The following is a 24747-nucleotide window of genomic DNA, read 5'->3' as shown; positions in this document are numbered from 1 at the left end:
TCGCAAGTCTTTTGCGTAACATCTCGGAAGAGGATCAGACCCGGCTGGCGGTCGCCGTGTCCGCCGACAGTCTTTGCGCAACGTAGATCGGGACGACGGACAGCAGTACGAGCACGGCCGCCACCACGTTCACCACCGGTGCCTGCTGCGGGCGGGTCATGTTGTCGAAGATCCACAGGGGCAGGGTCTGGACGCCCGGTCCGGCGGTGAAGGTGGTGACCACGATCTCGTCGAAGGAGAGCGCGAAGGCGAGCAGTCCGCCCGCGAGCAGCGCCGAGCGCACCAGCGGGAAGGTGACGTCGACGAACGCGCGGAAGGTGTCGGCGCCCAGGTCGGCCGCCGCCTCCTCGTAGGTGCCCGAGGTGCGGCGCAGCCGGGCGACTACGTTGTTGAAGACGATCACCACGCAGAAGGTGGCGTGTCCGACGACCACGGTGAACAGGCCGAGCCCGACGCCGAGCGGCTCCAGGACCGTGCTGAACGCCGAATTGAGGGCGATGCCGGTGACGATGCCGGGCAGGGCGATCGGCAGGACGACCACGAAGGACAGGGCGTCCCGGCCGAAGAAGCGGTACCGGGCGACCGCGAAGGCGATCAGGGTGCCGAGCACCAGGGCGATCGCGGTGGCGCCGAGCCCGGCCTTCACCGAGGTCCACAGGGCCTCGCGGGCGCCCAGGCTGTGCCAGGCGGCCGACCACCAGCGGGTGGTCAGGCCGGGCGGCGGCCAGCTCGCGCTGCGGTCGGGGTTGAGGGAGTTGACGAGGACGAGGAGCAGGGGGACGTAGATGACGGCGAAGCCCAGGGCGGCGGCGACGCGGATGGCGATACGGGCGGACCGGGAGAGTGTCATGTGTGACATGTGACATAGCACCCTGTTGTCAGAGGCTGCTCAACGCCCCCGTCCGCCGCATCGCCAGCAGATACAGCACGATGACGACGACGGGTACGGTGGCGAGCGCGGCGGCCATGGGCAGGTTGAGTTCGATGTTGGCGTAGACGAGGTTGCCGATGAGCTGGGTCTTGCCGCCGACGATCTGCACGGTGATGTAGTCGCCGAGGCTGAGCGAGAACGTGAACACCGATCCGGCGGCGACCGACGGCAGCACCATCGGCAGCACCACGGACCGGAAGGTCCGCCCGGCGCGGGCGCCCAGGTCGGCCGACGCGTCCAGCAGGTTGTCGGGCAGCTGCTCCAGCGCGGTGTGGATCGGCAGGATCATGTACGGCAGCCACAGGTAGGTCAGGGTCAGCACGGTGGCCGGCAGTCCGAAGCCGGGCCCGCTCAGCCCGAGCGGCTTCAGCAGCCAGTCGGCGAGACCGCCCTCCGAGAGAATCAGCCGCCACGCGTACACCTTCACCAGGTAACTCGCCCACAGCGGCGTGAGGATGGCGACCACGAGGAGCGGGCGCCGGCTCGGCTTGGCGACCCTGGCCGTGTAGAAGGCGACCGGGAAGGCGATCACCGCGCACAGGGCGGTCACCGCGAGGGCGACGCCGACGCTGCGCAGGATCACCTGCCGGAACACCGGCGTGGTGAACAGCTCGTGGAAGTTGTCGGTCGACCAGACCTTGACGACCTCGGAGGTGAAGGAGTCCGTCGTCCAGAACGCGGAGACGAACAGCACGCCCAGCGAGCCGAGGTAGAGCACGGCCAGCCACAGCAGCGGGGCGGTCAGCAGCAGGGCGAGGCGGAGCCGGGGGCGCCGGTGCAGCGCCCCCGCGGTCCGGGTGAGCAGGGCCATGGGTCAGCCCTTGATCTCGGTCCAGGCCTGCACCCACTTGGCGTACGGCACGCACTTGACGTCGGTGCGGCCGTCCAGGCACTGCTCGATGGGCGTGTTCCAGAAGGCGATGTTCTTCCAGTAGGTCTCGTCGGCCGCGTGGTAGGTGGTGCAGAAGTTCTTGTCGCTGGTCAGCTCGCACGCCTTGGCGTTGGCCGGGGCCTCGCCGAAGTACTCGGCGACCTCGGCGTTGACCTTCGGGGAGACGATCCAGTTCAGCCACTGGTAGGCGCAGTTGGGGTGCTTGGCCTTGGCGGACACCATCCAGGTGTCGGACCAGCCGGTGGAACCCTCCTTGGGTACGAAGGCTTTCACCTTCGCGCCCTCGTCGGCGGCCAGGTTGGCGATGACCTGCCAGGTGGTGCCGACCACGGAGTCGCCGCTCTTGAAGGCGGAGATCTCCTTGAGGTAGTCGCTCCAGTACTCGCCGATGTCCGCGTTCTGCTTCTTCAGCAGGGCGACGGCCGCGTCGAACTGCTTCTGGTCGAGCGCGTAGGGGTCCTTGATCTTCAGCTCGGGCTTGGTGGCCTTGAGGTAGAGGGCCGCGTCGGCGATGTAGATCGGCGAGTCGTAGGCGGTGACGTGGCCCTTGTACGTGCCGGCGTCGTCGAAGACGGCGGACCAGGAGGTGGGGGCGGGGCTGACCTTCTGGGTGTTGTACATCAGCAGGTTGGCGCCGCGGCCGTGCGGGATGCCGTACATCTGGCCCTTGACCGAGTTCCAGGCGCCGTTCTTCAGGCCGCTGAAGATGTCCTTGTAGTTCGGTACGAGCTTGGTGTTGACCGGGGCTGCGTCGCCGGAGGCGATCAGGCGCAGGGAGGCGTCGCCGGAGGCGGAGACGGCGTCGTACTGGCCGGTCTTCATCAGCTTGACCATCTCGTCGGAGCTTGCGGCGACCTTGGAGTTGACCTGGCAGCCGGTCTGCTTCTCGAAGTCGGTGACCCAGTCCACCTTGGGGTCGTCGGAGCCGTCCTCGACGTAGCCGGCCCAGGCGATCAGGTTGACCTCGCCCTCGGACTTGCCGAGCTTGGCGAGGGGTTTGAGGTCGGGCGGGTTGAGGCCGGTCGAGGAGCCGGAGCCGGAGGAGCCGCAGGCGGTGGCGGCCAGCAGCAGCGCGGCGAAGGCGGCCGCGGTGAGGGGACGGGTGAGGCGCACGGCGTACTCCATGACGTGAGGGACGGCGGATCCAGACATGAGGGACGGCGGGTCAGTCGGGGACGTGGACGGTGTGCCGGCGCTGCCAGCGCAGCCGGACGCGGGTGCCGCGGTAGGCGGCGACGTCCTCGGCGGAGGTGTCGAGGTTCTGCTGGAGCGCGGTGAGCCGGCCGCCGCCGTCCAGGTCGACCAGGAAGCGGGTGGCGTCGCCGAGGTAGACCACCTCGGCGACGGTGCCCACGGCGGTGGCGTGCCCCTCCTCGTCCGGGTCGGCGGTCTCCTTCAGGACCCGGATCTTCTCGGGCCGGATGCTGTGGGTGCCGCTCTCGCCGAGCACGCGCAGGGCGGCCTCGCCGGTGAGCAGGTTGGAGGTGCCGACGAAGGAGGCGACGAAGGTGGTGGCGGGGCGTTCGTAGATCTCGGCGGGGGTGCCGACCTGTTCGATGCGGCCCTGGTGGAAGACGGCGACGCGGTCGCTCATGGTCAGGGCCTCCTCCTGGTCGTGGGTGACGAAGACGAAGGTGATGCCGACCTCGCGTTGCAGCGCCTTGAGTTCGATCTGCATCTGCTCGCGCAGCTTGAGGTCGAGGGCGCCGAGGGGCTCGTCGAGGAGCAGGACGCGGGGGCGGCCGACGAGGGCTCGGGCGAGGGCGACGCGCTGGCGCTGGCCGCCGGAGAGCTGGGAGGGGCGGCGGGTGCCGAAGCCTTCGAGGCGGACCTCGGCGAGGGCCTTGCGGGCCCGGACCAGGCGTTCGGCCTTGGGGACCCGGCGGACCTTGAGGGAGTAGGCGACGTTCTGCTCGACGGTCATGTGCGGGAACAGGGCGTAGTCCTGGAAGACGGTGTGCACGTCCCGTTCGAAGGGGGCGCGGCGGGTGACGTCCTGCCCGGCGAGTTCGATCGTGCCCGAGGTGGGGCTCTCGAAGCCGGCGACCATGCGCAGGACGGTGGTCTTGCCGGATCCGGAGGGGCCGAGCATCGAGAAGAACTCGCCGTCCCGGATCTCCAGGTCGACCCCGGCCACGGCGGTCGTGTCGCCGAACGACTTCCGCAGATCCCGCAACCGGATCGCGCTGGCCTCCATGGGCGGGAACCTTTCTGCCGCTCTCTTGCGTTGCACCTGGTGACCGGAAAGATATGAAGTCATAGTTCAAAGCTCAAGACCCTTCTGAGGTAAAGCTTGGGTCAACGCATAGGGTGGTGGGCCGTGAGACAGCACCAGACGGACGGCGGCGCCCGAAAGGCCGTCTTCGCCCCGGTGGACAGCGGGGCCCGGGTCGCCGCCGTCGTACGCCGGATCGGCGACGCCATCGAGCTCGGCCTGCTCGCCGACGGGGAGCAGCTGCCCGGCGAGACCGAGCTGGCCGGACAGCTCGGGGTGTCCACGGTGACCCTGCGGGAGGCGCTGATGGCACTGCGCCAGCAGGGTCTGGTGGTCACCCGCCGGGGCCGGGGCGGCGGCAGCTTCGTGTCCTCCCCCGAGGTGCCCGACCTGGAGCGGCTCACGGAGCGGCTGCGCGGCTGGAGCCCCGAGGAGCTGCGCGACCTCGGCGACCACTGGGCGGCCCTGTCCGGCACCGCGGCCCACCTCGCCGCGCAGCGCACCGAGGACCACGACCTCGACCAGCTCCGGCGCACCACCGAGGAGTTGCGCGGGGCGCCGGACGCGGCGGCGCGCAGCCGGGTGTACGGCCGCTTCCACGTGGAGCTGGCCGCCGCCGCCCAGTCGGCCCGGCTCACCCGGGAACAGGTCGCGCTCCAGACGGAGATCGGTGCGCTGCTCTGCCTTGTGCTCGGTGACGACGAATATCGTGAAGAGGTGGCGGACCGTCACCGGTCCGTAATCTCCGCCGTGCAGGATGGGGCGCACGCACCGGCCAGGGAGCTGGCCGAGCGGTGCGTACGGGACTCGACGGCACGGCTCATCGCCCTGCGGCTGGCCCTGTAGCCGCGCCGCGCCCGCTCCCCCGTCCGCTGGAGGGCACCATGAGCCGCAGCACCGTCCCCTCCGGCCCGTCGACGGCCACGCTCGACGCCGCCGAGGAGTACGTGGCCGCGCGGGTCGGCCATGCCCTGGAGTCGGTGTTCGACGCCGTCGCGGCCACCCGCGCCGACACGGCCGCGCTGCTGGCCCGGGTGGCCGCGCAGGGCCGCCGGCCGGTGACCGCGGACCTGGCCGCGCTCCGGCCCGGGCTGCATCTGCGGCTGGCCCGGCAGGAGCTGGTCTCCGGTGTCGGGTTCGTGGCCGCACCCGGGGTGCTGGCCGACGTCCCGGCCTGGCTGGAGTGGTGGCAGAGCGACGCCTGCGGGGACGTACGGCCGCTGCTCCTCGACCTCGACCCGCGTACCTCGGCCTACTCGGACTACACGCACTGGGACTGGTTCGCGCTGCCCCGGGACACCGGGCGGCGGGCGGTGGCCGGGCCGTACGTCGACTACCTCTGCTCGGACGAGTACAGCCTCACGCTGTCGGCGCCGGTGGAGGCGGGCGGCCGGTTCCTGGGCGTGGCCGCCGCCGACGTGTATCTGCGGCACTTCGAGGCGGCCGCGCTGCCGCTGCTGCGCGAGCTGCCCGGACCCGCGCGGCTGGTCAACGCCCGCGGCCGGGTGGCGGCGTCGGCGGACCCGGCACAGCTGGCCGGTTCGCTGACCAAGGGGCCGGACTTCGCGGCCGTCCTGGAGAGCGGGCGGCCGGGCACGTTCGGCGGGGTGCGGCTGGTGCCGTGCCGGGGCGTGCCGCTGGTCCTGGTCGTGGCGGGCGGCTGAGACGGGGCCGGGGCAGCGGCGCGGCAGGCGCCTGAGCAGGGGCAGGGGCGAGGCGGCGGTCGGGACGTCGCGGGCTTCCGGCCCGGCGCCGTCGGCGACCTGAACGCCGACGGTGCCGGGTCAGCCTTCGGGGGCCGGGACGACGGTCAGATGGGCGCCCAGGCCGCCGGGCCGGCGGGAGCGGCGCGGGGCGGCGGGGCGGGGGACGGCGCGCAGCACCAGGGTGTAACGCGCGTAGCCCATGTCCTGGAGGGTCTTGGGGGTTTCACCGACGACCCGGCACTCGGTGGCGCCCAGCAGCGGGTCCGGGTGCAGCAGCGGCCGCACGGCTCCGTCGAGCTGTGCGCCGTCCTCGCCGACCACGCGCAGCCAGTGCGGCAGGCCCTGCCGGAAGGCGGCCTCCATGATGGGGTCCTGGGCGATCTCCCGGCGGATCGACTGGAGTTCGTGGTCGTGGCCGTACTGCTCCAGGGTGGTCTTGAACTGCGCCAGCATCGGCAGGCACCAGCCCGCCTCGTGGGCGCCGAGGACCGCTCCGGCATCCGGGTGGAACAGGACGAAGCGCAGGAAGTTGTCCCCGGGCATCGCGGTCGGATGCGGGGCGACCTCCCGGAAAAGTGTCTCGAACGCGCCGTTGGCCAGCACCACGTCCCAGCGGTGGTCCACCACCAGGGACGGGAAGGGGACCGCGTCCAGCAGTAACGCGTAGTCCTGGAGATACGCCTGGGCCTCCAGGCCCTCGGGGACGGGCCGCGGCACCGGCCGCCGCCCACCTGCCTGATATGCCATCGGGAGGTCACCCCTCTTGCCTATGCGGCCTTCTCGCGGCGATGTGATCCTGCTGCCCCACCCTGAGTCATGTCAACTATCGTGGCATTTCATGCCTGTTGACGTCCGAAATTGGCCACAGTTGTGGCGAGCCCTGGATGTGAGTTCGAACGACCCGCTAATCTCCGGGGGGTTCATGCCGGGAGGTTCACGGCAGTGCCTGTGAGAAGCCCCTGATTCCCCTGATTCCCCTGAGAGACGTAGGAGTTCTGTCGGTGACGGATGGCTACGAGGATCCGGGCGCCGCGGCGACCGCCCAGCTGCCGGCCGCCGTCGCCCGCGTCACCGCGCTCGCCGACCGGCTGGGCGTGCCGCACGCCGAGGTCTTCCACGTCGGACGGCTCTCCTTCGCCTGCGGTGTCCCCGAGCCCGTGGTCCGGGCCCTGCTGACCGGCCGCCCGGCGGGCGAGCCCGATGTCCAGGCCCGCTTCCTGCAACGCCTCGACCTGCTGCGCCGCACCCGGCTCAAGCCGAACGGCCGAAAGCACACCCAGCAGGAGATCGCCGACGGCGCGGGCATGTCCCGGCAGCAGGCCGGCGCCCTGATCAACGGTGACCGGCGGCCGACCATGGAGCACTGCGACGCCCTCCAGCGCTTCTTCCGCGTGCACGCGGGCTTCCTCACCGCCGAGGACCCCGAGGCCCTCGCCGGCGCCCTGCAGCGCGTCGAGCAGGAGCTGCTGCAGAAGCTGGCCGACCGGGAGCGGGCCGCGGCGGAGGCGGCCGAGGACCCGCTGGAGCGGCTGCTGCAGGACCACGGGGTGCGCGGCATCGCCTGGCGGGCCGCGCAGCTGCCCACCGACCAGCACCGGGACAAGGTCGCGGAATGGCTGGACATGCTCCTGGAGAGCGTCAAGCGACCCGAGTCGTGAGCCGAGAGTCGTGAGCCGAGGGAGAAGAGTGGGCATCGGCAGGGACATGCGCCGGCTGAGCGGTGAGCTGGTCGGGGAGCTGACCCTGCCCGCGCCCGCGCCGCCGCAGGAGCTGTACCGGGCGCTGTGTGACGCGCTGGGCCGCCGCCGCGGCCGTCCCGTCCAGTTCCGTACGGCGGTCTTCCCGCCCGGCACGGCCAGCGGGCTCTGGCTCGACCTGGCCGACCGCGACCTGGTCGTCGTCGAGGAACGTACCGTGCCCGACCACCAGTTGGTGATCCTCGGCCACGAACTGTGGCACATGCACGCCGAGCACTGCGGCCACGACGTGGAGGGGGTCGGGGTGGCCGCGCGGCTCCTCGGCACGGCCACCGGCGCCGTTACGGGCACCGGTACCGAGGCCGACCAGGCCGCGCTGCAGGCCGCCGTCCAGCGGGTGGCCGCCCGGACCCGCTTCGACCGGGCCGAGGAACGGGACGCGGAGACCTTCGGGCTGCTGCTGGCCAGCAAGTGCCGGACCTGGCTCGCGGGTTCGGCCCTGCGCGGGCCGGTGCGGCGGCACGACGTGGCGGGCCGCATCGAGGTGTCGCTGGGGTACCTCGGGAAGTAGGCGTCGCAGCCTCGGGGCCGCGACCGGCGCGGCACCGGCTCAGGTGGCGCTGCGCTCGCTCGCCTCGCGCAGGTCCTGCTGTGCGGCCGGGCCGTGGCCGGCGTCGGGGCGGCCGTCGAGGAGCAGAGTGCGCCAGTGCTCACGGCTCCAGTCCGCCGGGGCGGTGGTGGCGGTGAACTCCTGGACCAGGGCGACGAACCGGGCCGGGTCGGCGTGGAACGGGAAGTGCCCGGCGCCCTCGAAGATCTCCAGCCGGGCGCCGGGCATCGCCTCGCGGGCGCGATGGGCGTGCCGTACCGGGACCACGCTGTCGCGGTCGCCCCACAGGAGCATGGTCGGCATGCCCTCGGTGAGATAGCAGCGGTCCAGCATGGTGACGACCTGGCCGCGCCAGTCGACGACCGCGCGCAGGGTACGGATGAAGGCGTTGCGGGAGGTCTCGTCGGGGAGCGCGTCGACCAGGGTGAGCAGTTCCGGGGCGTCCTGGCCGAGGCCGGTGTCCAGCAGCCTCAGCAGGCGTACGGCCAGGCCCACCTGGAGGCGCATACCGGGCAGCCGCAGCGCGGACAGCATCAGATGGGCGCCGGGGAGCGAGACGAGCCGGAGCACCGGGTTGACCTCGCGGCCCACCCCGCCCGCGCTGACCAGGATGAGCCGTTCGGTGCGCTCGGGGAACTGGTAGGCGAACTGCATCGCGACTCCCCCGCCGAGCGAGTGCCCGACGAGGGTCGCGGACTCGATGCCCAGGGTGGTCAGCAGATCCCTCACCCCGTTGGCGTAGGCGGCGACCGAGTAGTCGGCCCGCGGTTTGTCCGACTCGCCGTGGCCGAGCAGGTCGGGGGCGATCACGGTGTGGGTGCGGGCGAGGTCGGGGATGAGTCGTGCCCAGGTCGCCGAGGAGTCCCCGATGCCGTGGATGAGGACCAGGGCGGGACCGTCACCGGCGATGCGGTAGGCACGCCGGTAGCCGTGCACGACCCGGTGGCGCGCCTCGAGTTCCCCGTCGCCCACCGGGCGCAGGTGCGCGGTGCGCTGCGGACGGTTGGGCACCGCTTCTGGCACGGCTCGGCCTCCCCCGCTGTCCCGGGCGCGCTGCGGCCCGGCCGGATTCCTCTCCTTCCAGGGTAGGAAGACATTTCCCCGGGGAGTTTCGGTGAGGTTTCACCTCCGCTAAGCGAGCGAACCGAGGCCTGGCACGGGGGCGTTGTCAGTGGCGACCGGCAAGCTGGGGGGTGCGCACCGCACACACGGTGTGCCCGCGCCGTCCGGGCGCGTGACCTCGACGACCGACGGGGAGAGCCGACCGATGCACACCGCCGTACTGACCGACCGTGAACGCGCCGCCGTCCAGGCCTATCTGCGGCTGCTGCACACCGTGCGCGCGGCCTTCGACGGGCCGCCGGACGCCCCTCGCCCCTTCGTGGTGCCGCCGGCCGTGCTCGCCGAGGCCGAGGAGGCGCTGGCCGGGGCCGGACTGGCCGGCAACGAGGAGGCGTTCTTCCGGCTGCTGCACGACTGGTGTCCACCCACCTGAGCCGGCGTGGCGCGTCAGGGGTGCGGCACGACCACGGCCGAGGTCAGTATGCCGTGCCCCACGCTCCAGCGGCCCTCGAAGGCCTGCAGCCGCCGCCCGCCGACCTCCGGGCCGGGGACGAGGAGACGGGCGCGCAGGATGCCGTGCGGCCGCTCACCGGGCTCCGGGACGAGCTCGATGTCGGCTTCCATGAAGTCCAGCCACTTCCCGGTGAGGGGGAACCACGCCTTGTAGACGGATTCCTTGGCGCTGAACAGCAGGCGGTCCCAGTGCACGCCGGGCCGCTCGGCCGCGAGCAGGGCGAGCCGCTGCTGCTCGGCGGGCAGCGACACCGACTCGGCGACGCCCTCGGGGAGCGCGGCGTGCGGTTCGGCGTCGATGCCGAGGGAGGCCAGGTCGGTGGCGCGGACCAGGGCGGCGGCGCAGTAGCCGTCGCAGTGGGTCATGCTGCCGGCCAGCCCGTCCGGCCAGCGCGGAGCGCCGCGCTCGCCGCTCACGACGGGCTGCGGCGGGACTCCGAGCTTCTCCATGGCACTGCGGGCACAGGCGCGCACCGCGGAGAACTCACGGCGGCGCTTGGGCACCGCCCGGGCGACCAGCGCCGCCTCCTCGGGGTAGAGCGGGGCCTCGCGGATCGCCTCGTCACCGAGCATCTCCACGGCCACCACCGAGTCCGGGAGCAGCTCCTCGATCACCGGTTCCGACCTCCATCGGCAGAATTCGGCGCAGCCGGCCCGGTTCCCCGGAACGCTTGCGCCACTCGCGGGGGTATCCCACGGAGACCTCTTCGAAGCGGACCCCGTCGTGCCAGGTGGTCCGGGGGATGTGCAGATGACCGTAGACCATGGCTGCGACGCGGAACCGGCGGTGCCAGTCGGCGGTGCGGGTGGTGCCGCACCACATGGCGAACTCGGGGTACCAGAGCACGTCGGTGGGGTGCCGGTCCAGCGGATAGTGCCCCGCCAGCACGGTCGGCAGGTCCTCCGGCAGCTCGGCGAGCCGGCGCTCGGTGGCCTCGACCCGGGCCCGGCACCAGTCCTCGCGCGTCGGGTACGGGTCGGGGTGCAGCAGGTACTCGTCGTTGCAGACGATGCCGGTGCCGTGCGCGTAGGAGAGGCCCTCCTCCTTGGTGGCGCAGCCGGCCGGCAGGAAGGAGTAGTCGTACAGCAGGAACAGCGGTGCCACGACGACCGGGCCGCCCGGGCCCTCCCAGAGCGGGTACGGGTCCTCGGGGGTGACCACGCCCAGTTCCCGGCAGAGGTCGACGAGGTGCTCGTAGCGGGCGACTCCGCGCAGGGTGACCGGGTCCTTGGGGTGGGTCCACAGGTCGTGGTTGCCGGGCGCCCACAGCACCTTGGAGAAGCGGCCGGCGAGGGTCTCCAGCGTCCAGCGGATGTCGGCGACGGTCTCCGCGACGTCCCCGGCGACGATCAGCCAGTCCTCGTCCGTCTCCGGGCGCATCTTCTCGACGAGCTCGCGGTTCTCGGGGTACGAGATGTGCAGGTCGCTGATGGCCAGCAGTTGCCCGGCACCGGCCGTGGACTCCACCCCGTACCCCTTCCGATCATGTCGTCGGCCCCCACCACAACACACTTCGGGGGCCGGGAACAAGACCGCCTGTCCAGGGGCCTGTCGGCCGTCACCCGACCGGTCCCGAGGCGGTCCCGGGCCGGCTTCGGACCGCTTTCGGGCCGTCAAGGAAACCGGCGCGGACGGTGCAGGAAAACGCGCGTGGACAGTACGGGGAAATCCGTAACACTGGCGTTGCACGCGGGGCCCCTTGAAAGCCGTATGATCCCCCCAACACCACCGCCACGAACTTCCCTTCGTCCAGGGCGGTTTGGTGACCCTCCAACCACCCTGCCCGGGCACGGGCACGCTGACCCCTGCCCGAAAACCCCGAAAGGCGGCTTTAATGCGCTCTCGCGTACGCGTCTGGCTCAACCGCACGTACGCGGAGAACGTGTTCTTCATGGATCAGCTGCGGAGAAATCCCAGCGACCGGGCGGTCGAGATCCACGCGACGCACGGTGACGCCGACTCCCCCGTGCTGGCCGCCGCCGACACCGCCGACCTGGAGCCGGAGGGCCTGTCCCCGGCCGGCTACGTCGAGTACGCCCTCGACCAGTGCCAGCGCCGCGGCATCGACGTCTTCGTGCCCCGGCTGCACCAGTCGGCGATCGTCGCCCACCGGGCCGACTTCGAGTCGGTCGGTACGGCCCTGCTGGCGCCGACGCCGGAGGCGACCGCGGTCTTCGAGGACAAGGCGACCGCGTACGAGGCGGTGAGCTCGGTGGGGGTCCCGGTGCCGCCCTGGTCGCGGGTCCGCACGGCGGACGAACTGGTCGCCGCGGTCGAGGAGTTGGAGGCCGACGGGCACAAGGCGTGCTTCAAGCCGGCCGCCGGTGCGGGTGGTGTGGGCTTCCGGGTGATCACACGCGCCCCCTTCTCGCTCTTTCACCTCAACGGGTTCCCGGGGCCGTACGTCCAACTCGACATGGTCGTGGACGCGCTGCGCCGCGCCGACCAGCCGGTGGACTGGCTGGTGATGCCGCGGCTGGAGGAGCCGGAGGTGTCCGTCGACTGCCTCACCGGGCCCGACAACCGGGTCCGCCTGACCGTGGGCCGCACCAAGAAGGGCCGCCGGCGCGGGTTCACCCTCGACGAGCAGTGGCTGAAGCCGGCGCGGATCATCGCCGAGGGCTTCGGGCTGCACTACCTGTCCAACATCCAGTTCCGGATGTACGGCGACCAGCCCGTGCTGCTCGATGTCAACACGCGGCCGGCGGGCGGGTTGCACCAGCTGTCGCTCTGCGGGGTCAACGCGCCGTGGGCCGCGGTGCAGTTGGCGCTGGGCGAGGACCCCGGGGTGATCGAGCCGCCGTTCCTGGGGCAGGACTACGCGGTGGTGTCGGGGCCGCGGCACGTGCTGCCGAGCGGGCCGGTGGCCCGGGAGGAGGCCGACGTGGTGTTGGCGCCGGCGTTGCCCATGGAAGTGGAGTCTGTCGACGCTGCGGCTGCGGTGATGCCGCTCTAGGTTGTCGGCCGGGTGCGGGTTGTACGTGGTTGCTCGCGCAGTTCCCCGCGCCCCCAGGTAAGTCACCTCACCGGTATGGACCAATTTCCGTTCGTCACCTTGACAGGTTCATTGGTCCATACCAACTTGGTTGCGCACCCCCCTGCACTTTCGTGCACTCCCGAACACCCCCATTCCTTCAGGGAGATCGTGTGCGCAACTCGCTCAGACGTTCCAGACGTCGGATATTCGCCCTGCTCGGGTCCGCCGCTCTCGCGCTCGCCGGGGCCATCGCGTTGCCCGGTACCGCGCAGGCGGCCAACATCCTCTCCAACCCCGGTTTCGAGTCGGGGAGTCTCTCGCCGTGGTCCTGCACCGGGAACCTCGGCTCGGTCGTGTCCTCCCCCGTGCACAGCGGCTCCAAGGCGCTCGCGGGGGCCCCGAGTTCCAGTGACACCGCCCAGTGCACGCAGACCGTCGCCGTGCAGCCCAACACGACGTACTCGCTCAGCGGCTGGGTCCGCGGCTCGTACGTCTATCTCGGGGTGACCGGCGGCGCCTCCACCTGGACGACCTCGGCGTCCCAGTTCAGCCAGCTGAGCGTCTCCTTCACCACCGGGGCCTCGCAGACCAGCGCCCAGATCTACGTCCACGGGTGGTACGCCCAGGGGACGTACTACGCGGACGACATCAGCCTCGACGGGCCCGGCGGCAGCTCCGACACGCAGGCGCCCACCGCACCCACGAACCTCACCTCCACCGGGAAGACCTCGTCGAGCGTGTCCCTGTCGTGGTCGGCCTCGACGGACAACGTCGGGGTGACGGCGTACGACATCTACCGCGGGTCGACCCTGGCGACGAGCGTCTCCGGGACCTCCGGCACGGTGAGCGGGCTGGCGGCCAGTACGGCGTACACGTTCACGGTGAAGGCGCGGGACGCGGCCGGGAACGTGTCGGCCGCGTCCAACTCCGTGTCCGTGACCACGAGCGCGGGCAGCGGCGGCGGGACCGGCTTCAAGCAGGCCGCGCCCTACCTCTACGAGGGCTGGGGGGATCCGCCGAACCCGTCCACGGTGATGAGCGCGACCGGCATCAAGAACTTCACCATGGCCTTCGTGCTTGACTCGGGCGGCTGCACGCCGGCCTGGGACGGCAGCCGGGCGCTGACCGGCGGCGCCGACCAGACCGCGATCAACCAGATCCGGGCGGCCGGCGGTGACGTCACACCGTCGTTCGGCGGCTGGCAGGGCAGCAAGCTCGGCGCCAACTGCTCCTCCGCGAGCGCGCTGGCCGCGGCGATCCAGAAGGTGATCGACGCCTACGGTCTCAAGTCCGTCGACATGGACATCGAGAACACCGACGAGTTCGAGAACGAGGCCGTGCAGGCGAAGATCCTGACCGCCCTGAAGACGGTCAAGGCCAACAACTCCGGCCTGAAGACGATCGTCACCTTCGGGACGTCCACCACCGGTCCGACGTACTACGGCAACCGGCTGATCGAACAGGCTCAGTCGATCGGCGCCGACATCGACGTCTTCACGATCATGCCGTTCGACTTCGGCGGCGGTTCCGACATGTACGGCAACACCGTCGCCGCGGCCGAGGGGCTGAAGACCAAGCTGAAGTCCACGTTCGGCTGGGACGACGCGACGGCCTACGCGCACATCGGGATCTCCGGCATGAACGGCCTGTCCGACCAGCAGGAGAACACCACTCCGGCGATCTGGACGCAGATCCGTGACTGGGGGAACTCGCACCACATCGCCCGGCTCGCGTTCTGGGCGGCGAACCGGGACCGTGGCTGCGCCGGCGGCGGAGTGGTGAGCAACTGCTCCGGGATCAGTCAGAGCGACTGGCAGTTCACCTCGATCACGGCCGGCTTCACCGGCTGAGCATCGGGACCGACGGCGTGGGGATGCCTAGACCGGGTATCCCCACGCCTTCGCTATCTCGGCGAGCCGAGGCGGGAGTTCGGCGGTCGGGTCGGCCTGGCGGGCGGCCTGGATGCGGCCGGACCTGATCTCCTTGCTCCAGTCGCCGAGCTTCGGCCGGAACGTGCCGTGGTCCTGCTTGCCGTAGTCGAGCATGCCGCTCTCCCACGGGACGCCGAGGTATGCGCACAGGCCGCGGGTGACCCGCTCCGGGTCGGCGGTGAGGTCCTCGTACGTGATCACATGGGCGCCGGTGAGGCCCTGGCGGGCTTCTTCGAGCTTCTCCGCGTAGCCCAGGACCTCGGCGCGGATCGCCTCGTGGTCGGGTTCGGCACGGCGGCTGGTCAGGGACTGGATGACGGCGCCGGGGTGGCGCAGCAGCAGGACGAAGCGGGCGTCGGGCCAACATCGGTGCAGCCGGGGCCAGATGAGGGTGTTCGGCGGGGTCTTGTCGACGATGACGTCCTTGCCGCTGCGGCTGAGCTCCAGGTGCAGCACCCGGTCCCACAGCACGTGCTCCAGTTCCTCGCGGTCGAGGGCGAGCTCCTTCATGGCGTCCGCGGTGAACTCCCGGGACATGCGGACGTGGACCGTGCGCAGGTGCATCTCGTGCGGGGCGCGGATCCGGCTGTGGCTGTTCAGCAGGACCCGCAGCAGGGTGGACCCGGAGCGCACCGAGGACAGCACGAAGGCCGGGGACGCCACCAGGCGCGGGGCGAGTGGGGCCGTATAACCGTCGGACGCCTGCTGCGGCCGCTGGGCCGGACGCTGGGTAGGGATGGCGTCCAGGGTCTTGCGCGGCGGGCTCACCGCCTGCGCCATGAGCCGGCCCCGGCGCTTGAGCCCCTTGGCGATCGCTGACATTCGCGGGTCTCGCACGGTGATGCCTTTCTGTCGTCCCTGCCGTCCCGCATCCCAGGGGTGTCAGGCGAACTCAAGGTGTCCACGAGGCGAACCAACAGGGTCACGGCAGCCCGAAAGACCGCCGTGACCTGCCTACTTACCGTTCTCTTAATTCTTCATATGAGAAATTCCGGCTTACCGCGCGAACCGCCTCAGAACCGGCCGGATCCCCGGTACAGCTCCAGTTCGCCGTCCAGTTCGACGGCGAGGACGGTGGCGTACGGGTCGAGGTCGGCCGCGGCCGGCGGGTCGATCCACAGCACGCCGACCGCCTCGTGCAGTCCGCCGGTCACCCGGTGGCCGAGTTCGGTGCCGGTGCCAAGGACGGTGATCCTGCGGACCGCCGTCGCCAGGCCCCGGACGCCGATCTCGGCGCGCGGGACGTCGAACAGGGTGAGGTAGAGGGTGCGCCGGTCGGCGGAGAGGGTGCTCGGACCGTAGTGGTGCCCGGCCGGCAGGCCGCGCCCGGTCCCGTACACCGCCTCCGCGTGCCTGCGGATCCACTCCCCCAGCCCTTCGAGGCGCTCGACCTGCGGCTGCGGGACGGTGCCGTCCTCCATGGGGCCGACGTCGAGCAGCAGGTTGCCGCCGCCCCCGATGGTCTCGGTGAAGTAGCGGATCAGCTGGGCGAGGGACTTGTGGTTGTGGTCGTGGTGCTGGTAGCCCCACGAGTCGTTGATCGTCAGGCACAGCTCCCAGGGGCCGTCCGGCGGCACGACGGGGGCACCCTGCTCGGGCGTCGCGTAGTCGCCCTCACTGAGCATGCGCGCGTTGAAGACGACATGAGGGACGTACGACCGGACGAGCGCGGCGAGTTCGGGGATCCGCCACTGCTCCTCGCTGCGGTCCCACTCCCCGTCGAACCACATCAGGTCCGGCCGGTAGCGGGAGGCCAGCTCCGTCATCTGGCCGTCCCGGTAGGCGATGAAGCGTTCCCAGGCGGCCAGGTCCTCGTGTTCGGCCGCCACCTCCGAGTAGCGGTTGTCCTCCAGCTCCGGCGGGCGGCCCGGCTTGCGCGTGGAGGCGTAGTCGGGGTGGTTCCAGTCGGAGTGCGAGTAGTAGAGGCCGACCTTGAGGCCTTTCTCGCGCAGGGCCTCGGCATACGGCCCGAGGTAGTCCTTGCCGAGGTTGAGGTCTCCGTACGCCGTATCCCACAGGGCCACACCGTCGTGGTGACGGCTCGTCAGCACGGCGTACTTCGCGCCGGCGCGGGCGAACAGGTCCGCCCACGCCTTCGGGTCGTACCGGGCGCCGGTGAAGCGGTCCAGCTGGGACATGTACTGGTCGTGCGGCACGATGTCGTCGTAGAAGGACCAGGATTCCTGGACCCCGTCGACGGCGTAGATGCCCCAGTGCACGAAGATCCCCAACTTGGCGTCGGTGAACCAGGGTTGCATGGCCATCCGGTCAGCTCCTGCGCAGCCGGAGGGTCAGGATCTGGAAGGGGCGCAGCTCGACGGAGACGCTGTCGCCGTCGGTGGCCGCTTCCTCCAGGGGGCGCTCCAGGAGGTCGGTCACCTGGGCGCCGGCCAGCGGGAAGCCGGTGCGCAGGACGCCCTGCGCGCGGCCGCCCCGGGACTCGTAGAGCCGGACCACGACATCGCCGGAGGCGTCGTCTGCGAGCTTGACCGCCTCGACGGTCACGCCTTCGCCGTCCACCGAGACGACCGGCTGCGGCTCGCCCGCCGCGTCGGCCACCCGCAGCGGGAGGTTGAGGGCGTAGCCCGCCGCGACCGCGTCCTCGATGCTCGCGCCGGGGAGCAGGGAGTAGGTGATGCGGTGGCGGCCCTGGTCGGCGCCGGGGTCCGGGACGCGCGGGGCGCGGACCAGGGAGAGCCGGACCGTGGTGGTCGTACCGCCGTCCTCGCGGACCGTGCGGGAGACGTCGTGGCCGTACGTCGAGTCGTTGACGACGGCGACGCCGTAGCCGGGCTCGGCGAGGTGCACCCAGCGGTGGCCGGAGACCTCGAAGCGGGCCGCCTCCCAGGTGGTGTTGGTGTGCGTGGGCCGCTGGACGTGGCCGAACTGGATCTCGGCGGAGGAGTGCGCGGCGCGGATGTCCACCGGGAAGCCGGCCTTGAGGAACTTCTCGGCCTCGTGCCAGTCGATGTCCGTCTCGAAGTCGATCCGGGGGCTGCCGGCGCGGACGGTGACCGTCTGGGTGATCGTCGAGCCGTTGCCGAACGGGCGCGTGATCCGGATCGAGCCGAGCAGCGGGTCCGCGTCGGCGACCGTGATCTCCGAGGGGTCGAGCAGGTCCGTGTACCGGTTCTTGTAGTGCTTGTCGACGTCCCAGGCGTCCCAGTAGTTCGGGAGGTCGGTGTGCAGGCGGAGCAGGTTGCCCTGCCCGGCGAGGACCTCGCGGTCCGCCCGGTGGTCGTACACGGACGACAGGGTGCCGTCCGCGGCGATCTCCACCCGGACCAGTCCGTTGTCGATGACCCGGCCCTCGACGGTCACCGGCTGCGGGGCCTCGGCGGCGGCCGTCAGCGGGGCACTGCCGCTCGCGGGGACCTCGACGTAGACCGGGGTGCCCGCGGCGTCCCGGACGACCTCGGCGCGGTCGTAGGGGCTGGTGTTGAAGACCCGGGCGGTGCCGCCGCCCAGCGCAGTGACCGCCTCGGTGGTCAGCGCCTCCAGCTCTTCGGCGACGCGGGCGTACTCGGCCTCGGCCTCGCGGTGCACCCAGGCGATCGAGGAGCCGGGCAGGATGTCGTGGAACTGGTGGAGCAGGACCGTCTTCCAGAGCCGGTCGAGCTTCTCGTGCGGGTAGCGGTAGCCGGGCGCGTGCAGCGCGGCCGTCGTGGCCCACAGCTCGGCCTCGCGCAGCTTGTGTTCGCTGCGCCGGTTGCCCTGCTTGGTGCGGGCCTGCGAGGTGTAGGTGGCGCGGTGCAGCTCCAGGTAGAGCTCGCCGACCCAGACCGGGGCGTCCTCGTACTCGGCGCGGGCCTTGGCGAAGAAGGCGTCCGGGTGCTCGACCTCGACCCGCGGGGAGCCCTCCAGGTCCTTCAGGCGGCGGGCCCGTTCCATGATCTCGCGGGTGGGGCCGCCACCGCCGTCGCCCCAGCCGAAGGGGGCCAGCGAGCGGGTGGCGGCGCCCTTCTCGGCGTACTGGCGGACCGCGCGGGACATCTCCTCGCCGCTGAAGCGGGCGTTGTAGGTGTCGACCGGCGGGAAGTGCGTGAAGATGCGGGTGCCGTCGATGCCCTCCCACCAGAAGGTGTGGTGGGGGAACGTGTTGGTCTGGTTCCAGGAGATCTTCTGGGTGAGGAACCACTCGTTGCCGGCCAGCTTGGCGAGCTGCGGGTAGGCCGCGTTGTAGCCGAAGGAGTCGGGCAGCCAGACGCCCTTGGTCTCGATGCCGAAGTGCTCGATGAAGAACCGCTTGCCGTGCACGAGCTGGCGGGCGATCGCCTCGCCGCCGGGGAGATTGCCGTCGGACTCGACCCACATGCCGCCGACCGGCGCCCACTGGCCCTTCTTCACGGACTCCTGGATGCGGGCCCAGACCTGCGGGTAGTTGTCGCGCACCCACTCGTACTGCTGGGCCTGCGAGCAGGCGAAGACGAACTCCTCGTACTCCTCGGCGAGCGAAGTGACGTTGGAGAAGGTCCGGGAGGTCTTGCGCTTCGTCTCGCGGATCGGCCAGAGCCAGGCCGAGTCGATGTGGGCGTGGCCGACGCCGGAGATGCGGTGGGCGCTGGCGTTCGCGGGCTTGGACAGCGCCGGCTTCAGGGCCTCGCGCACGGCGGCGGCCGACCCGGAGATGTCGTCCAGGTCCAGCAGGTCCATCGCGTGGTCGAGGGCGTGCATGATCTCGTGACGGCGCGGGTCGTGCTCGCCGAGCTCCAGCATCAGCTCCTTCAGCACCTGGACGTCCAGGTCGAGGTGCCAGACCTCCTCGTCGAGGACGGCGATGTCGGCGCGCCTGAAGGTGTAGAGCGGCTTGTCGCCGGCCGTCAGCACATCGCCCAGGAGCGTGGGCTCGGCGAAGTCGTTGGCGAGGATGTCGGGGTTGGAGGCGGCCTCGACCAGGTAGTCGATCACCTCGCCGCCGGTCGCCGGGTTCGCGATCCGTACGTACTGGTTGAGCGGGTTGACCGCCTTCAGCGGGGTCCCGTCGGTGAGGTGGACCAGGGCCTCGGCCTGGTTGCCCGGCCAGTCGCCGGTGAAGCCGAGGTCGATGACCGCCTCGACGCGGCGGCCCGCGAACTCCGCGGGCACCCGGCCGCGCATCCGGAACCAGGTGGTGCCCCAGGGCGGGCCCCACGGGGTGTCCATGGCGAACGGCTCGTATGCGGCGGCCGCGGCCTCCTCGAAGGGCACCGGCTCCCCGGGGGCCTGCCAGGCGGACACCTCGAAGGGGACGGTGGCCGCGTAGACCGCGGGCTTGATGCGCTGGTTGTGGAGGCGCTCTACGCGCTCCTCGATCCGGCGGCGTTCGTCGTGCATGGGAAGTCTCCAGAAGAGGGATAGAAAGCGCTTTCCGAGCGGCTGGCTACTTAAGATACGCGAGGCCCGGGTGAACCTCCGTGTATCCCTCCACCAGCCGGCGGGCCACGTTCACCGAGTCGACCAGCGGGTGCAGCGCGAACGCCTTCACGGCCGTCGTACGGGAGCCGGACTCGGCGGCGGCGAGCACCTCGCGCTCGACCGCCTTGACCGCGCAGACGAGACCGTTGGCGTGGTCGGGCAGCGGGGCGACGGCGACCGGGTGGGCGCCGTTGGCGTCGACCAGGCAGGGCACCTCGATGACGGCCTCGCCGTCGAGCACCGAGAGGGTGCCGCGGTTGCGGACGTTGAGGATCAGGGTGGTGCGCTCGTCGCGGGCGATGGCCCGCATCAGGGCCAGGGCGACCTTCTCGTAGCCGCCGGACAGGTCGTCGGCGTCGCGCTCGCCGGCGCCGGCCGTCTCCCGGTTCTCGGCCATGTAGGTGGCCTCGCGCTCGGCGCGGGTGCGGTCCCAGACGTCCAGGGCCTTCGCCCCCGGGTCGGTGACCGCCTCGTAGAAGTGCGCCTGCTGGTCGCGCAGGAAGGCGCCGCGGGTCTTCTCGGCCTGCTGGTAGGACCGGACGGCCTCGCGGTTGAAGTAGTAGTAGTGCAGGTACTCGTTGGGGATGGCGCCGAGGGACTGGAGCCAGTCGACCCCGAAGAGCTTGCCCTCCTCGAAGGAGCCGAGCAGGTCTGGGTCGGCGAGCAGGCGCGGGAGCTCGTCGCGCCCCGCGATGTGCAGGCCGCGGACCCAGCCGAGGTGGTTGAGGCCGACGTAGTCGATCCAGGCCTCCTTCGGGTTCCCGCCGAGCACCCGGGCGATCCGGCGGCCGAGGCCGACCGGGGAGTCGCAGATGCCGATGACGCGGTCGCCGAGGTGCCGGGACATGGCCTCGGTGACCAGTCCTGCCGGGTTGGTGAAGTTGATGACCCAGGCGTCGGGGGCGAGCCGGGCCACCCGCCGGGCGATGTCGACGGCGACCGGCACGGTCCGCAGGCCGTAGGCGATGCCGCCGGCGCCGACCGTCTCCTGGCCGAGGACGCCCTGCGCCAGGGCCACCCGCTCGTCGTTCGCCCTGCCCTCCAGGCCGCCGACCCGGATCGCCGAGAAGACGAAGTCGGCGCCGGTGAGGGCCTCGTCCAGGTCGGTCGTGGCGGTCACGGCGGGGGCGTCGGGGACGCCGGCCGCCTGTTCGGCCAGGACCCGGGCGACCGCGGACAGCCGGCCGGCGTCGAGGTCGTGCAGCACGACCTCGGTGACCCGCCCCTCGGCCCGGTCCGTCAGCAGTGCGCCGTACACGAGCGGCACGCGGAACCCGCCGCCGCCCAGAATCGTCAGTTTCACGCTTCAGCCTTTCCTGCCAGGACCACCTCGACACCGGCCTCCTCCAGGGCGGCTCGGGTCGCCGGGTCCACCGGCGCGTTGGTCACCACCATGTCCAGGTCCCCGGGACCGCAGACCTTCGCCATGCCCGTGCCCGGGAACTTGGCGGTATCGGCGAGCAGCACGACCTTGTCGCTCGCCCCGATCATGGCGCGCTTGACAGGCACCTCCACGACCGTCGTGTCCATCACCTGCCCGCCGGGGCGCACCCCGCTGGTGCCGAGGAACAGCCAGTCGGCGTGCAGCTGGCGCAGGTTGTCCTCGGTGAGGAAACCGACCAGGGAGCGGTACTCGCGGCGGAGCATGCCGCCGAGCAGCACCAGCTCGATGCCCTCGTCGTCGGCGAGCTCCTCGTAGACCACCAGGTTGCTGGTGATCACGGTGAGGCGGCGGCCGTGCAGCTGGCGGGCGAGCCGGAAGGCGGTGGTACCGATGTCGAGCAGCACCGACTGGCCGTCCTGGACCAGCGCCGCGGCACAGGCGGCTATCGCGTCCTTCTCGGCCACCCGCACCTCGGCCACCTCGGCGAAGGGCTGATCGCCCTCGTCGACGACGGCGCCGCCGTGGACACGTGTGAGCAGCCCGTCCTCCTCCAGCTTGACCAGGTCGCGCCGGATCGTGGCCGGGCTCACGTTCAGCTGCTCGGAGAGGTCGGTCACAGAAGCGGGGCCACCGGCGCGCAGGGCCCGCAGGATGAGTTGGTGTCGTCGTTCTGCCAGCACGCGGCGAACACTACTCGTCATCTTCAATCAAATCCATGCTCAGTTCTGCTCGGGTATTGACCAATCTCTCGGAGCAGCGCACGATTCCGGCATCAAAATGACGAGTTTTGACGAGAGGCTGTGCGTGTGGACGACGACAGGCCCGATGTACTGCTGACCGGGCTGCTCTTCTACGACCTCGTCCTCACGGGGCTGGGAAAGCCCCCGACACCGGGCGAGGAGATCTGGACGGCCGGCATGGGCTGCGGCCCCGGCGGCATCGCGAACCTCGCGGTGGCCGCGGCCCGCTTCGGTCTGCGCACCTCGCTGGCCACGGTCTTCGGGGACGACTTCTACGGCGAGTACTGCCGGGACGTGCTGTGCGACCAGGAGGACGTCGACCTGTCGCTCTCCCGCACCGCGGACGGCTGGCCCACCCCCGTCACCGTCTCGCTCGCCGCCGGCCACGACCGGGCCCTCGTCACCCACGGCCAGGAACCCCCGTACTCGCAGGACGCGCTGATGGGCGACCCGCCCGAGGCCCGCACGGCGCTGGTGCACATCGAGGCCGAGCCGCGCGAGTGGATCGCCAAGGCCGCCGCGAACGGCACCCACGTCTACGCCGACGTCGGCTGGGACCCCACCCAGGAGTGGTCCCGCGACCTCCTCGACCAGCTCGCCCTGTGCCACGCCTTCCTCCCCAACGAGACCGAGGCGATGGCCTACACCCGCACCGACAGCGCGGTCGCGGCCCTCGGCACGCTCGCGGAGCTGGTGCCGGTGGCGGTCGTCACCCGGGGCGGGGACGGCGCGGTGGCCGTCGACCAGACCACCGGCGAGTACGCGGAGGTCCCGGCCCTCGACGTCGAGGTCCTGGACGCCACGGGCGCCGGGGACGTCTTCGGGGCGAGCTTCGTCGCGGCCTCCCTCGGCGGCTGGCCGCTGGCGGAACGGCTGCGGTTCGCGGTCCTCGCGGCCGGGCTGTCCGTACAGCACCACGGCGGCGCCCTCGCGGCCCCCGGCTGGTACGGCGTCGACCGCTGGTGGCGCTCACTGACCGACCCCGACCTGAAGAAGACGTACGGCTTCCTCGCCGACCGCCTGCCGGCGGACGTGGGCCCCCCGGTGCACCACGCCCCCGTCACCCCGCCCGCCCGGCCGCACTGACCCGCACCCGATCCACAGCCCCACGCCCCACAGCCCCACAGCCCCACAGCCCCCACGATCCACAGCACCAACGCCCCTCAGTACCACGAACAGGAACAACAGGAGTGACCCGTGGACCTTTCACGTAGAGGCTTCCTCCAGGCCGCCGCGCTCACCGCGGCCGCGTCCGGTCTGACCGTCGCATGCGGCGGCTCCGGATCGGGCGGTACCAAGAACGGCAAGAACCTCACCCTGTGGTACTGGGGCGGTGCGCTCAGCGAGAAGGTGGTCGCGGAGGCGAAGACCCACTTCAGCAGCCAGGTCAAGCTGACCGCCTCGTCCATCGGCGGCGACTTCAAGCAGAAGCTCACCACCACCCTCGCCGCGGGCGGCTCCTCCGTGCCCGACATCACCGGCATCAAGGGCGAGGACATCGCGTCCTTCCTGCCCAACGCCTCCCGCTTCCTCGACCTGAACGACCTGGGCTTCAAGAAGCTCTCCTCGCAGTACCTGGGCTGGAAGACCAAGCTCGCCCAGACCTCCGACGGCAAGCAGATCGGCTTCCCGATCGACATCGGCCCGACCGCGCTCTTCTACCGCGAGGACCTGTTCGCCAAGGCCGGGGTGGACACCGCCCCCGACAAGGTCGCCGCCCTGGTCAAGACCTGGGAGGACTACTTCGCGCTCGGCACCGAGCTGCAGAAGAAGAACCCCGGCAGCTACCTGGTCAACAACATCGGCTCCGTCTTCAACATCGTGGTCGGCCAGGGCACCCAGCGGTTCATCGACAAGAACAACCGCTTCATCGGCGACCAGGACCACATCCGCGCCGCGTGGACCACGGCCGTCCGCCCCTACACCCTGGGCATCGACGCCAAGATCAACGACAACAGCTGGAACGCCGCCATCGGCAAGAACCTGCTCACCGAGCTCGGCGCGGCCTGGCACGCGCTGGACATCGAGCAGGCCGCGCCGCAGACCAAGGGCAAGTGGCGGGTCTGCGCCAACCCCGTCGGACCGTCCAACCAGGGCGGCTCCTACCTGGCCCTGCCCAAGCAGTGCCGGAACCCCGAGGAAGCCTTCAAGATCATCAGCTGGATCCTCAGCCCCGCCAACGACGCCCGCGGCTTCACCGACGCCGCCATCTTCCCGGCCGCTCCGGCCGCGTACGCCATGCCGGCCATGACGGGCCCGGACGCCTTCTTCGGCGGGCAGAAGATCATCGAGGTCTTCGGCCCGGCCGCCCAGGCCATACCGGACAGCTACGAGGCGCCGGCCGACGCGGCCGTCATGGCCCCGTACATGACGGAGCTGACCAACATCGAGGCCAAGGGCAAGAAGCCCGACGACGCCTGGAACGACGCGGTCAGCCAGGCCAAGCAGATCGCCCGGCGCCAGGGGGTGAACTGAGGTGACGTCACCTCCGGTCACCGGTCCCGGCGCGGTGGCCGACGCCCCCGGCGGGGCCGGGCCCGGCCCGGTCCGCCCCCCGCCGGCCCCCCCCCGCTCGCGCCGATCGCCTAAGTACTCGTCCACGACCACATAGCTCTAGAGCTCCTTTTAACAAGCCAGCTTCAGATGGGCTCCAGAGAGATGTCGTACGCCTCCTCGCCGCCCGCCGCCCATGTC

At 71.2% G+C, this 24747-nt stretch carries 22 protein-coding genes; 9 read left to right on the top strand and 13 right to left on the bottom strand.

Going from position 1 to position 24747, the window contains the following annotated elements; translation table 11 throughout:
• Nucleotides 1-34: 34 nt before the first annotated feature.
• From ACFWPS_RS41475 to ACFWPS_RS41460, 4 genes are read right to left on the bottom strand one after another with little or no spacing between them, the layout of a single operon-like run.
• Nucleotides 35-850, bottom strand: a complete 816-nt coding sequence (locus ACFWPS_RS41475) for an ABC transporter permease (RefSeq protein WP_383715847.1) — start codon at nt 848-850, stop codon at nt 35-37.
• A 28-nt stretch (nt 851-878) separates the two neighbouring features.
• Nucleotides 879-1742, bottom strand: coding sequence for an ABC transporter permease (locus ACFWPS_RS41470; RefSeq protein WP_383715763.1), 864 nt, complete (start codon nt 1740-1742; stop codon nt 879-881).
• Between the two features lie 3 nt (nt 1743-1745).
• The gene (locus tag ACFWPS_RS41465) at nt 1746-2936 is read right to left on the bottom strand and encodes an ABC transporter substrate-binding protein (RefSeq protein WP_383715760.1); all 1191 of its coding nucleotides are present in this window, start codon (nt 2934-2936) and stop codon (nt 1746-1748) included.
• A 52-nt stretch (nt 2937-2988) separates the two neighbouring features.
• Complete coding sequence (locus ACFWPS_RS41460; RefSeq protein ID WP_383715758.1) at nt 2989-4020, bottom strand: ABC transporter ATP-binding protein; 1032 nt, start codon at nt 4018-4020, stop codon at nt 2989-2991.
• Nucleotides 4021-4143: 123 nt separating this feature from the next.
• Between ACFWPS_RS41460 and ACFWPS_RS41455 the strand changes: the two genes are divergently transcribed.
• A complete protein-coding gene (locus ACFWPS_RS41455) occupies nt 4144-4884 on the top strand; it encodes a FadR/GntR family transcriptional regulator (RefSeq protein WP_383715756.1) in 741 nt (246 codons plus the stop codon).
• A 38-nt stretch (nt 4885-4922) separates the two neighbouring features.
• Entirely contained in the window at nt 4923-5702 is a 780-nt protein-coding gene (locus ACFWPS_RS41450; protein ID WP_383715753.1) for a cache domain-containing protein, read from the top strand.
• A 120-nt stretch (nt 5703-5822) separates the two neighbouring features.
• On the opposite strand, the gene ACFWPS_RS41445 is transcribed toward ACFWPS_RS41450, so the two are convergent.
• A complete protein-coding gene (locus ACFWPS_RS41445) occupies nt 5823-6491 on the bottom strand; it encodes a hypothetical protein (protein WP_383715751.1) in 669 nt (222 codons plus the stop codon).
• Between the two features lie 254 nt (nt 6492-6745).
• Here ACFWPS_RS41445 and ACFWPS_RS41440 point away from each other — a divergent pair, with 254 nt between their 5' ends.
• Nucleotides 6746-7402 (top strand): helix-turn-helix domain-containing protein, encoded by a 657-nt coding sequence (locus ACFWPS_RS41440; protein WP_383715749.1) that lies wholly within the window; start codon nt 6746-6748, stop codon nt 7400-7402.
• Between the two features lie 46 nt (nt 7403-7448).
• Nucleotides 7449-8012, top strand: a complete 564-nt coding sequence (locus ACFWPS_RS41435) for a M48 family metalloprotease (RefSeq protein ID WP_383715844.1) — start codon at nt 7449-7451, stop codon at nt 8010-8012.
• A gap of 39 nt (nt 8013-8051) precedes the next feature.
• Here the strand turns inward: ACFWPS_RS41435 and ACFWPS_RS41430 are convergent, their stop codons facing one another.
• Nucleotides 8052-9074, bottom strand: coding sequence for an alpha/beta fold hydrolase (locus ACFWPS_RS41430; protein ID WP_383715747.1), 1023 nt, complete (start codon nt 9072-9074; stop codon nt 8052-8054).
• 244 nt (nt 9075-9318) lie between these two features.
• Here ACFWPS_RS41430 and ACFWPS_RS41425 point away from each other — a divergent pair, with 244 nt between their 5' ends.
• Complete coding sequence (locus tag ACFWPS_RS41425; RefSeq protein WP_351496258.1) at nt 9319-9546, top strand: hypothetical protein; 228 nt, start codon at nt 9319-9321, stop codon at nt 9544-9546.
• A gap of 14 nt (nt 9547-9560) precedes the next feature.
• On the opposite strand, the gene ACFWPS_RS41420 is transcribed toward ACFWPS_RS41425, so the two are convergent.
• Nucleotides 9561-10241, bottom strand: a complete 681-nt coding sequence (locus tag ACFWPS_RS41420; protein ID WP_383715743.1) for a 4'-phosphopantetheinyl transferase — start codon at nt 10239-10241, stop codon at nt 9561-9563.
• A complete protein-coding gene (locus ACFWPS_RS41415) occupies nt 10189-11094 on the bottom strand; it encodes a metallophosphoesterase family protein (RefSeq protein WP_383715741.1) in 906 nt (301 codons plus the stop codon). The genes ACFWPS_RS41420 and ACFWPS_RS41415 overlap by 53 nt, the downstream gene beginning before the upstream one ends.
• Nucleotides 11095-11461: 367 nt before the next feature.
• On the opposite strand from ACFWPS_RS41415, the gene ACFWPS_RS41410 reads away from it, so the two are divergent.
• Together ACFWPS_RS41410 and ACFWPS_RS41405 are read left to right on the top strand one after the other, a co-directional pair.
• Complete coding sequence (locus tag ACFWPS_RS41410; protein ID WP_383715738.1) at nt 11462-12583, top strand: ATP-grasp domain-containing protein; 1122 nt, start codon at nt 11462-11464, stop codon at nt 12581-12583.
• Between the two features lie 191 nt (nt 12584-12774).
• Nucleotides 12775-14454: a carbohydrate binding domain-containing protein gene (locus ACFWPS_RS41405; protein ID WP_383715735.1), complete on the top strand. Its 1680-nt coding sequence runs from the start codon at nt 12775-12777 to the stop codon at nt 14452-14454.
• Nucleotides 14455-14481: 27 nt separating this feature from the next.
• On the opposite strand, the gene ACFWPS_RS41400 is transcribed toward ACFWPS_RS41405, so the two are convergent.
• The 5 genes from ACFWPS_RS41400 to ACFWPS_RS41380 all read right to left on the bottom strand — a co-directional run bounded on the left by ACFWPS_RS41400 (nt 14482) and on the right by ACFWPS_RS41380 (nt 21993).
• Nucleotides 14482-15357 carry a sulfotransferase family protein gene (locus ACFWPS_RS41400; protein WP_383715731.1) on the bottom strand — a complete coding sequence of 292 codons (876 nt, stop codon included), beginning with the start codon at nt 15355-15357 and terminating at the stop codon, nt 14482-14484.
• 191 nt (nt 15358-15548) lie between these two features.
• Nucleotides 15549-16799 (bottom strand): alpha-L-fucosidase, encoded by a 1251-nt coding sequence (locus ACFWPS_RS41395; protein ID WP_383715728.1) that lies wholly within the window; start codon nt 16797-16799, stop codon nt 15549-15551.
• A 4-nt stretch (nt 16800-16803) separates the two neighbouring features.
• Nucleotides 16804-19848 (bottom strand): alpha-mannosidase, encoded by a 3045-nt coding sequence (locus tag ACFWPS_RS41390; protein ID WP_383715726.1) that lies wholly within the window; start codon nt 19846-19848, stop codon nt 16804-16806.
• 46 nt (nt 19849-19894) lie between these two features.
• Nucleotides 19895-21232: a 6-phospho-beta-glucosidase gene (locus ACFWPS_RS41385; RefSeq protein ID WP_383715723.1), complete on the bottom strand. Its 1338-nt coding sequence runs from the start codon at nt 21230-21232 to the stop codon at nt 19895-19897.
• Complete coding sequence (locus ACFWPS_RS41380; RefSeq protein ID WP_383715720.1) at nt 21229-21993, bottom strand: DeoR/GlpR family DNA-binding transcription regulator; 765 nt, start codon at nt 21991-21993, stop codon at nt 21229-21231. The genes ACFWPS_RS41385 and ACFWPS_RS41380 overlap by 4 nt, the downstream gene beginning before the upstream one ends.
• A 126-nt stretch (nt 21994-22119) precedes the next feature.
• Here ACFWPS_RS41380 and ACFWPS_RS41375 point away from each other — a divergent pair, with 126 nt between their 5' ends.
• Both ACFWPS_RS41375 and ACFWPS_RS41370 read left to right on the top strand, forming a co-directional pair.
• The gene (locus ACFWPS_RS41375) at nt 22120-23139 is read left to right on the top strand and encodes a carbohydrate kinase family protein (protein WP_383715717.1); all 1020 of its coding nucleotides are present in this window, start codon (nt 22120-22122) and stop codon (nt 23137-23139) included.
• Nucleotides 23140-23250: 111 nt separating this feature from the next.
• Nucleotides 23251-24528, top strand: coding sequence for an ABC transporter substrate-binding protein (locus ACFWPS_RS41370; RefSeq protein WP_383715713.1), 1278 nt, complete (start codon nt 23251-23253; stop codon nt 24526-24528).
• The last annotated feature ends 219 nt before the right edge of the window (nt 24529-24747 follow it).

The organism is Streptomyces sp. NPDC058457 (assembly GCF_042720695.1).
In the GTDB taxonomy this organism is placed as follows: Bacteria; Actinomycetota; Actinomycetes; order Streptomycetales; family Streptomycetaceae; genus Streptomyces.
This window is presented reverse-complemented; position numbering and strand designations above follow the sequence as displayed.

Coding starts and splice junctions, on each gene's coding strand:
- ACFWPS_RS41475 (WP_383715847.1), bottom strand. CDS start 850: ATGACACTCTCCCGGTCCGCCCGTATCGCCATCCGCGTCGCCGCCGCC.
- ACFWPS_RS41470 (WP_383715763.1), bottom strand. CDS start 1,742: ATGGCCCTGCTCACCCGGACCGCGGGGGCGCTGCACCGGCGCCCCCGG.
- ACFWPS_RS41460 (WP_383715758.1), bottom strand. CDS start 4,020: ATGGAGGCCAGCGCGATCCGGTTGCGGGATCTGCGGAAGTCGTTCGGC.
- ACFWPS_RS41450 (WP_383715753.1), top strand. CDS start 4,923: ATGAGCCGCAGCACCGTCCCCTCCGGCCCGTCGACGGCCACGCTCGAC.
- ACFWPS_RS41445 (WP_383715751.1), bottom strand. CDS start 6,491: ATGGCATATCAGGCAGGTGGGCGGCGGCCGGTGCCGCGGCCCGTCCCC.
- ACFWPS_RS41435 (WP_383715844.1), top strand. CDS start 7,449: ATGCGCCGGCTGAGCGGTGAGCTGGTCGGGGAGCTGACCCTGCCCGCG.
- ACFWPS_RS41425 (WP_351496258.1), top strand. CDS start 9,319: ATGCACACCGCCGTACTGACCGACCGTGAACGCGCCGCCGTCCAGGCC.
- ACFWPS_RS41410 (WP_383715738.1), top strand. CDS start 11,462: ATGCGCTCTCGCGTACGCGTCTGGCTCAACCGCACGTACGCGGAGAAC.
- ACFWPS_RS41400 (WP_383715731.1), bottom strand. CDS start 15,357: ATGTCAGCGATCGCCAAGGGGCTCAAGCGCCGGGGCCGGCTCATGGCG.
- ACFWPS_RS41395 (WP_383715728.1), bottom strand. CDS start 16,799: ATGGCCATGCAACCCTGGTTCACCGACGCCAAGTTGGGGATCTTCGTG.
- ACFWPS_RS41390 (WP_383715726.1), bottom strand. CDS start 19,848: ATGCACGACGAACGCCGCCGGATCGAGGAGCGCGTAGAGCGCCTCCAC.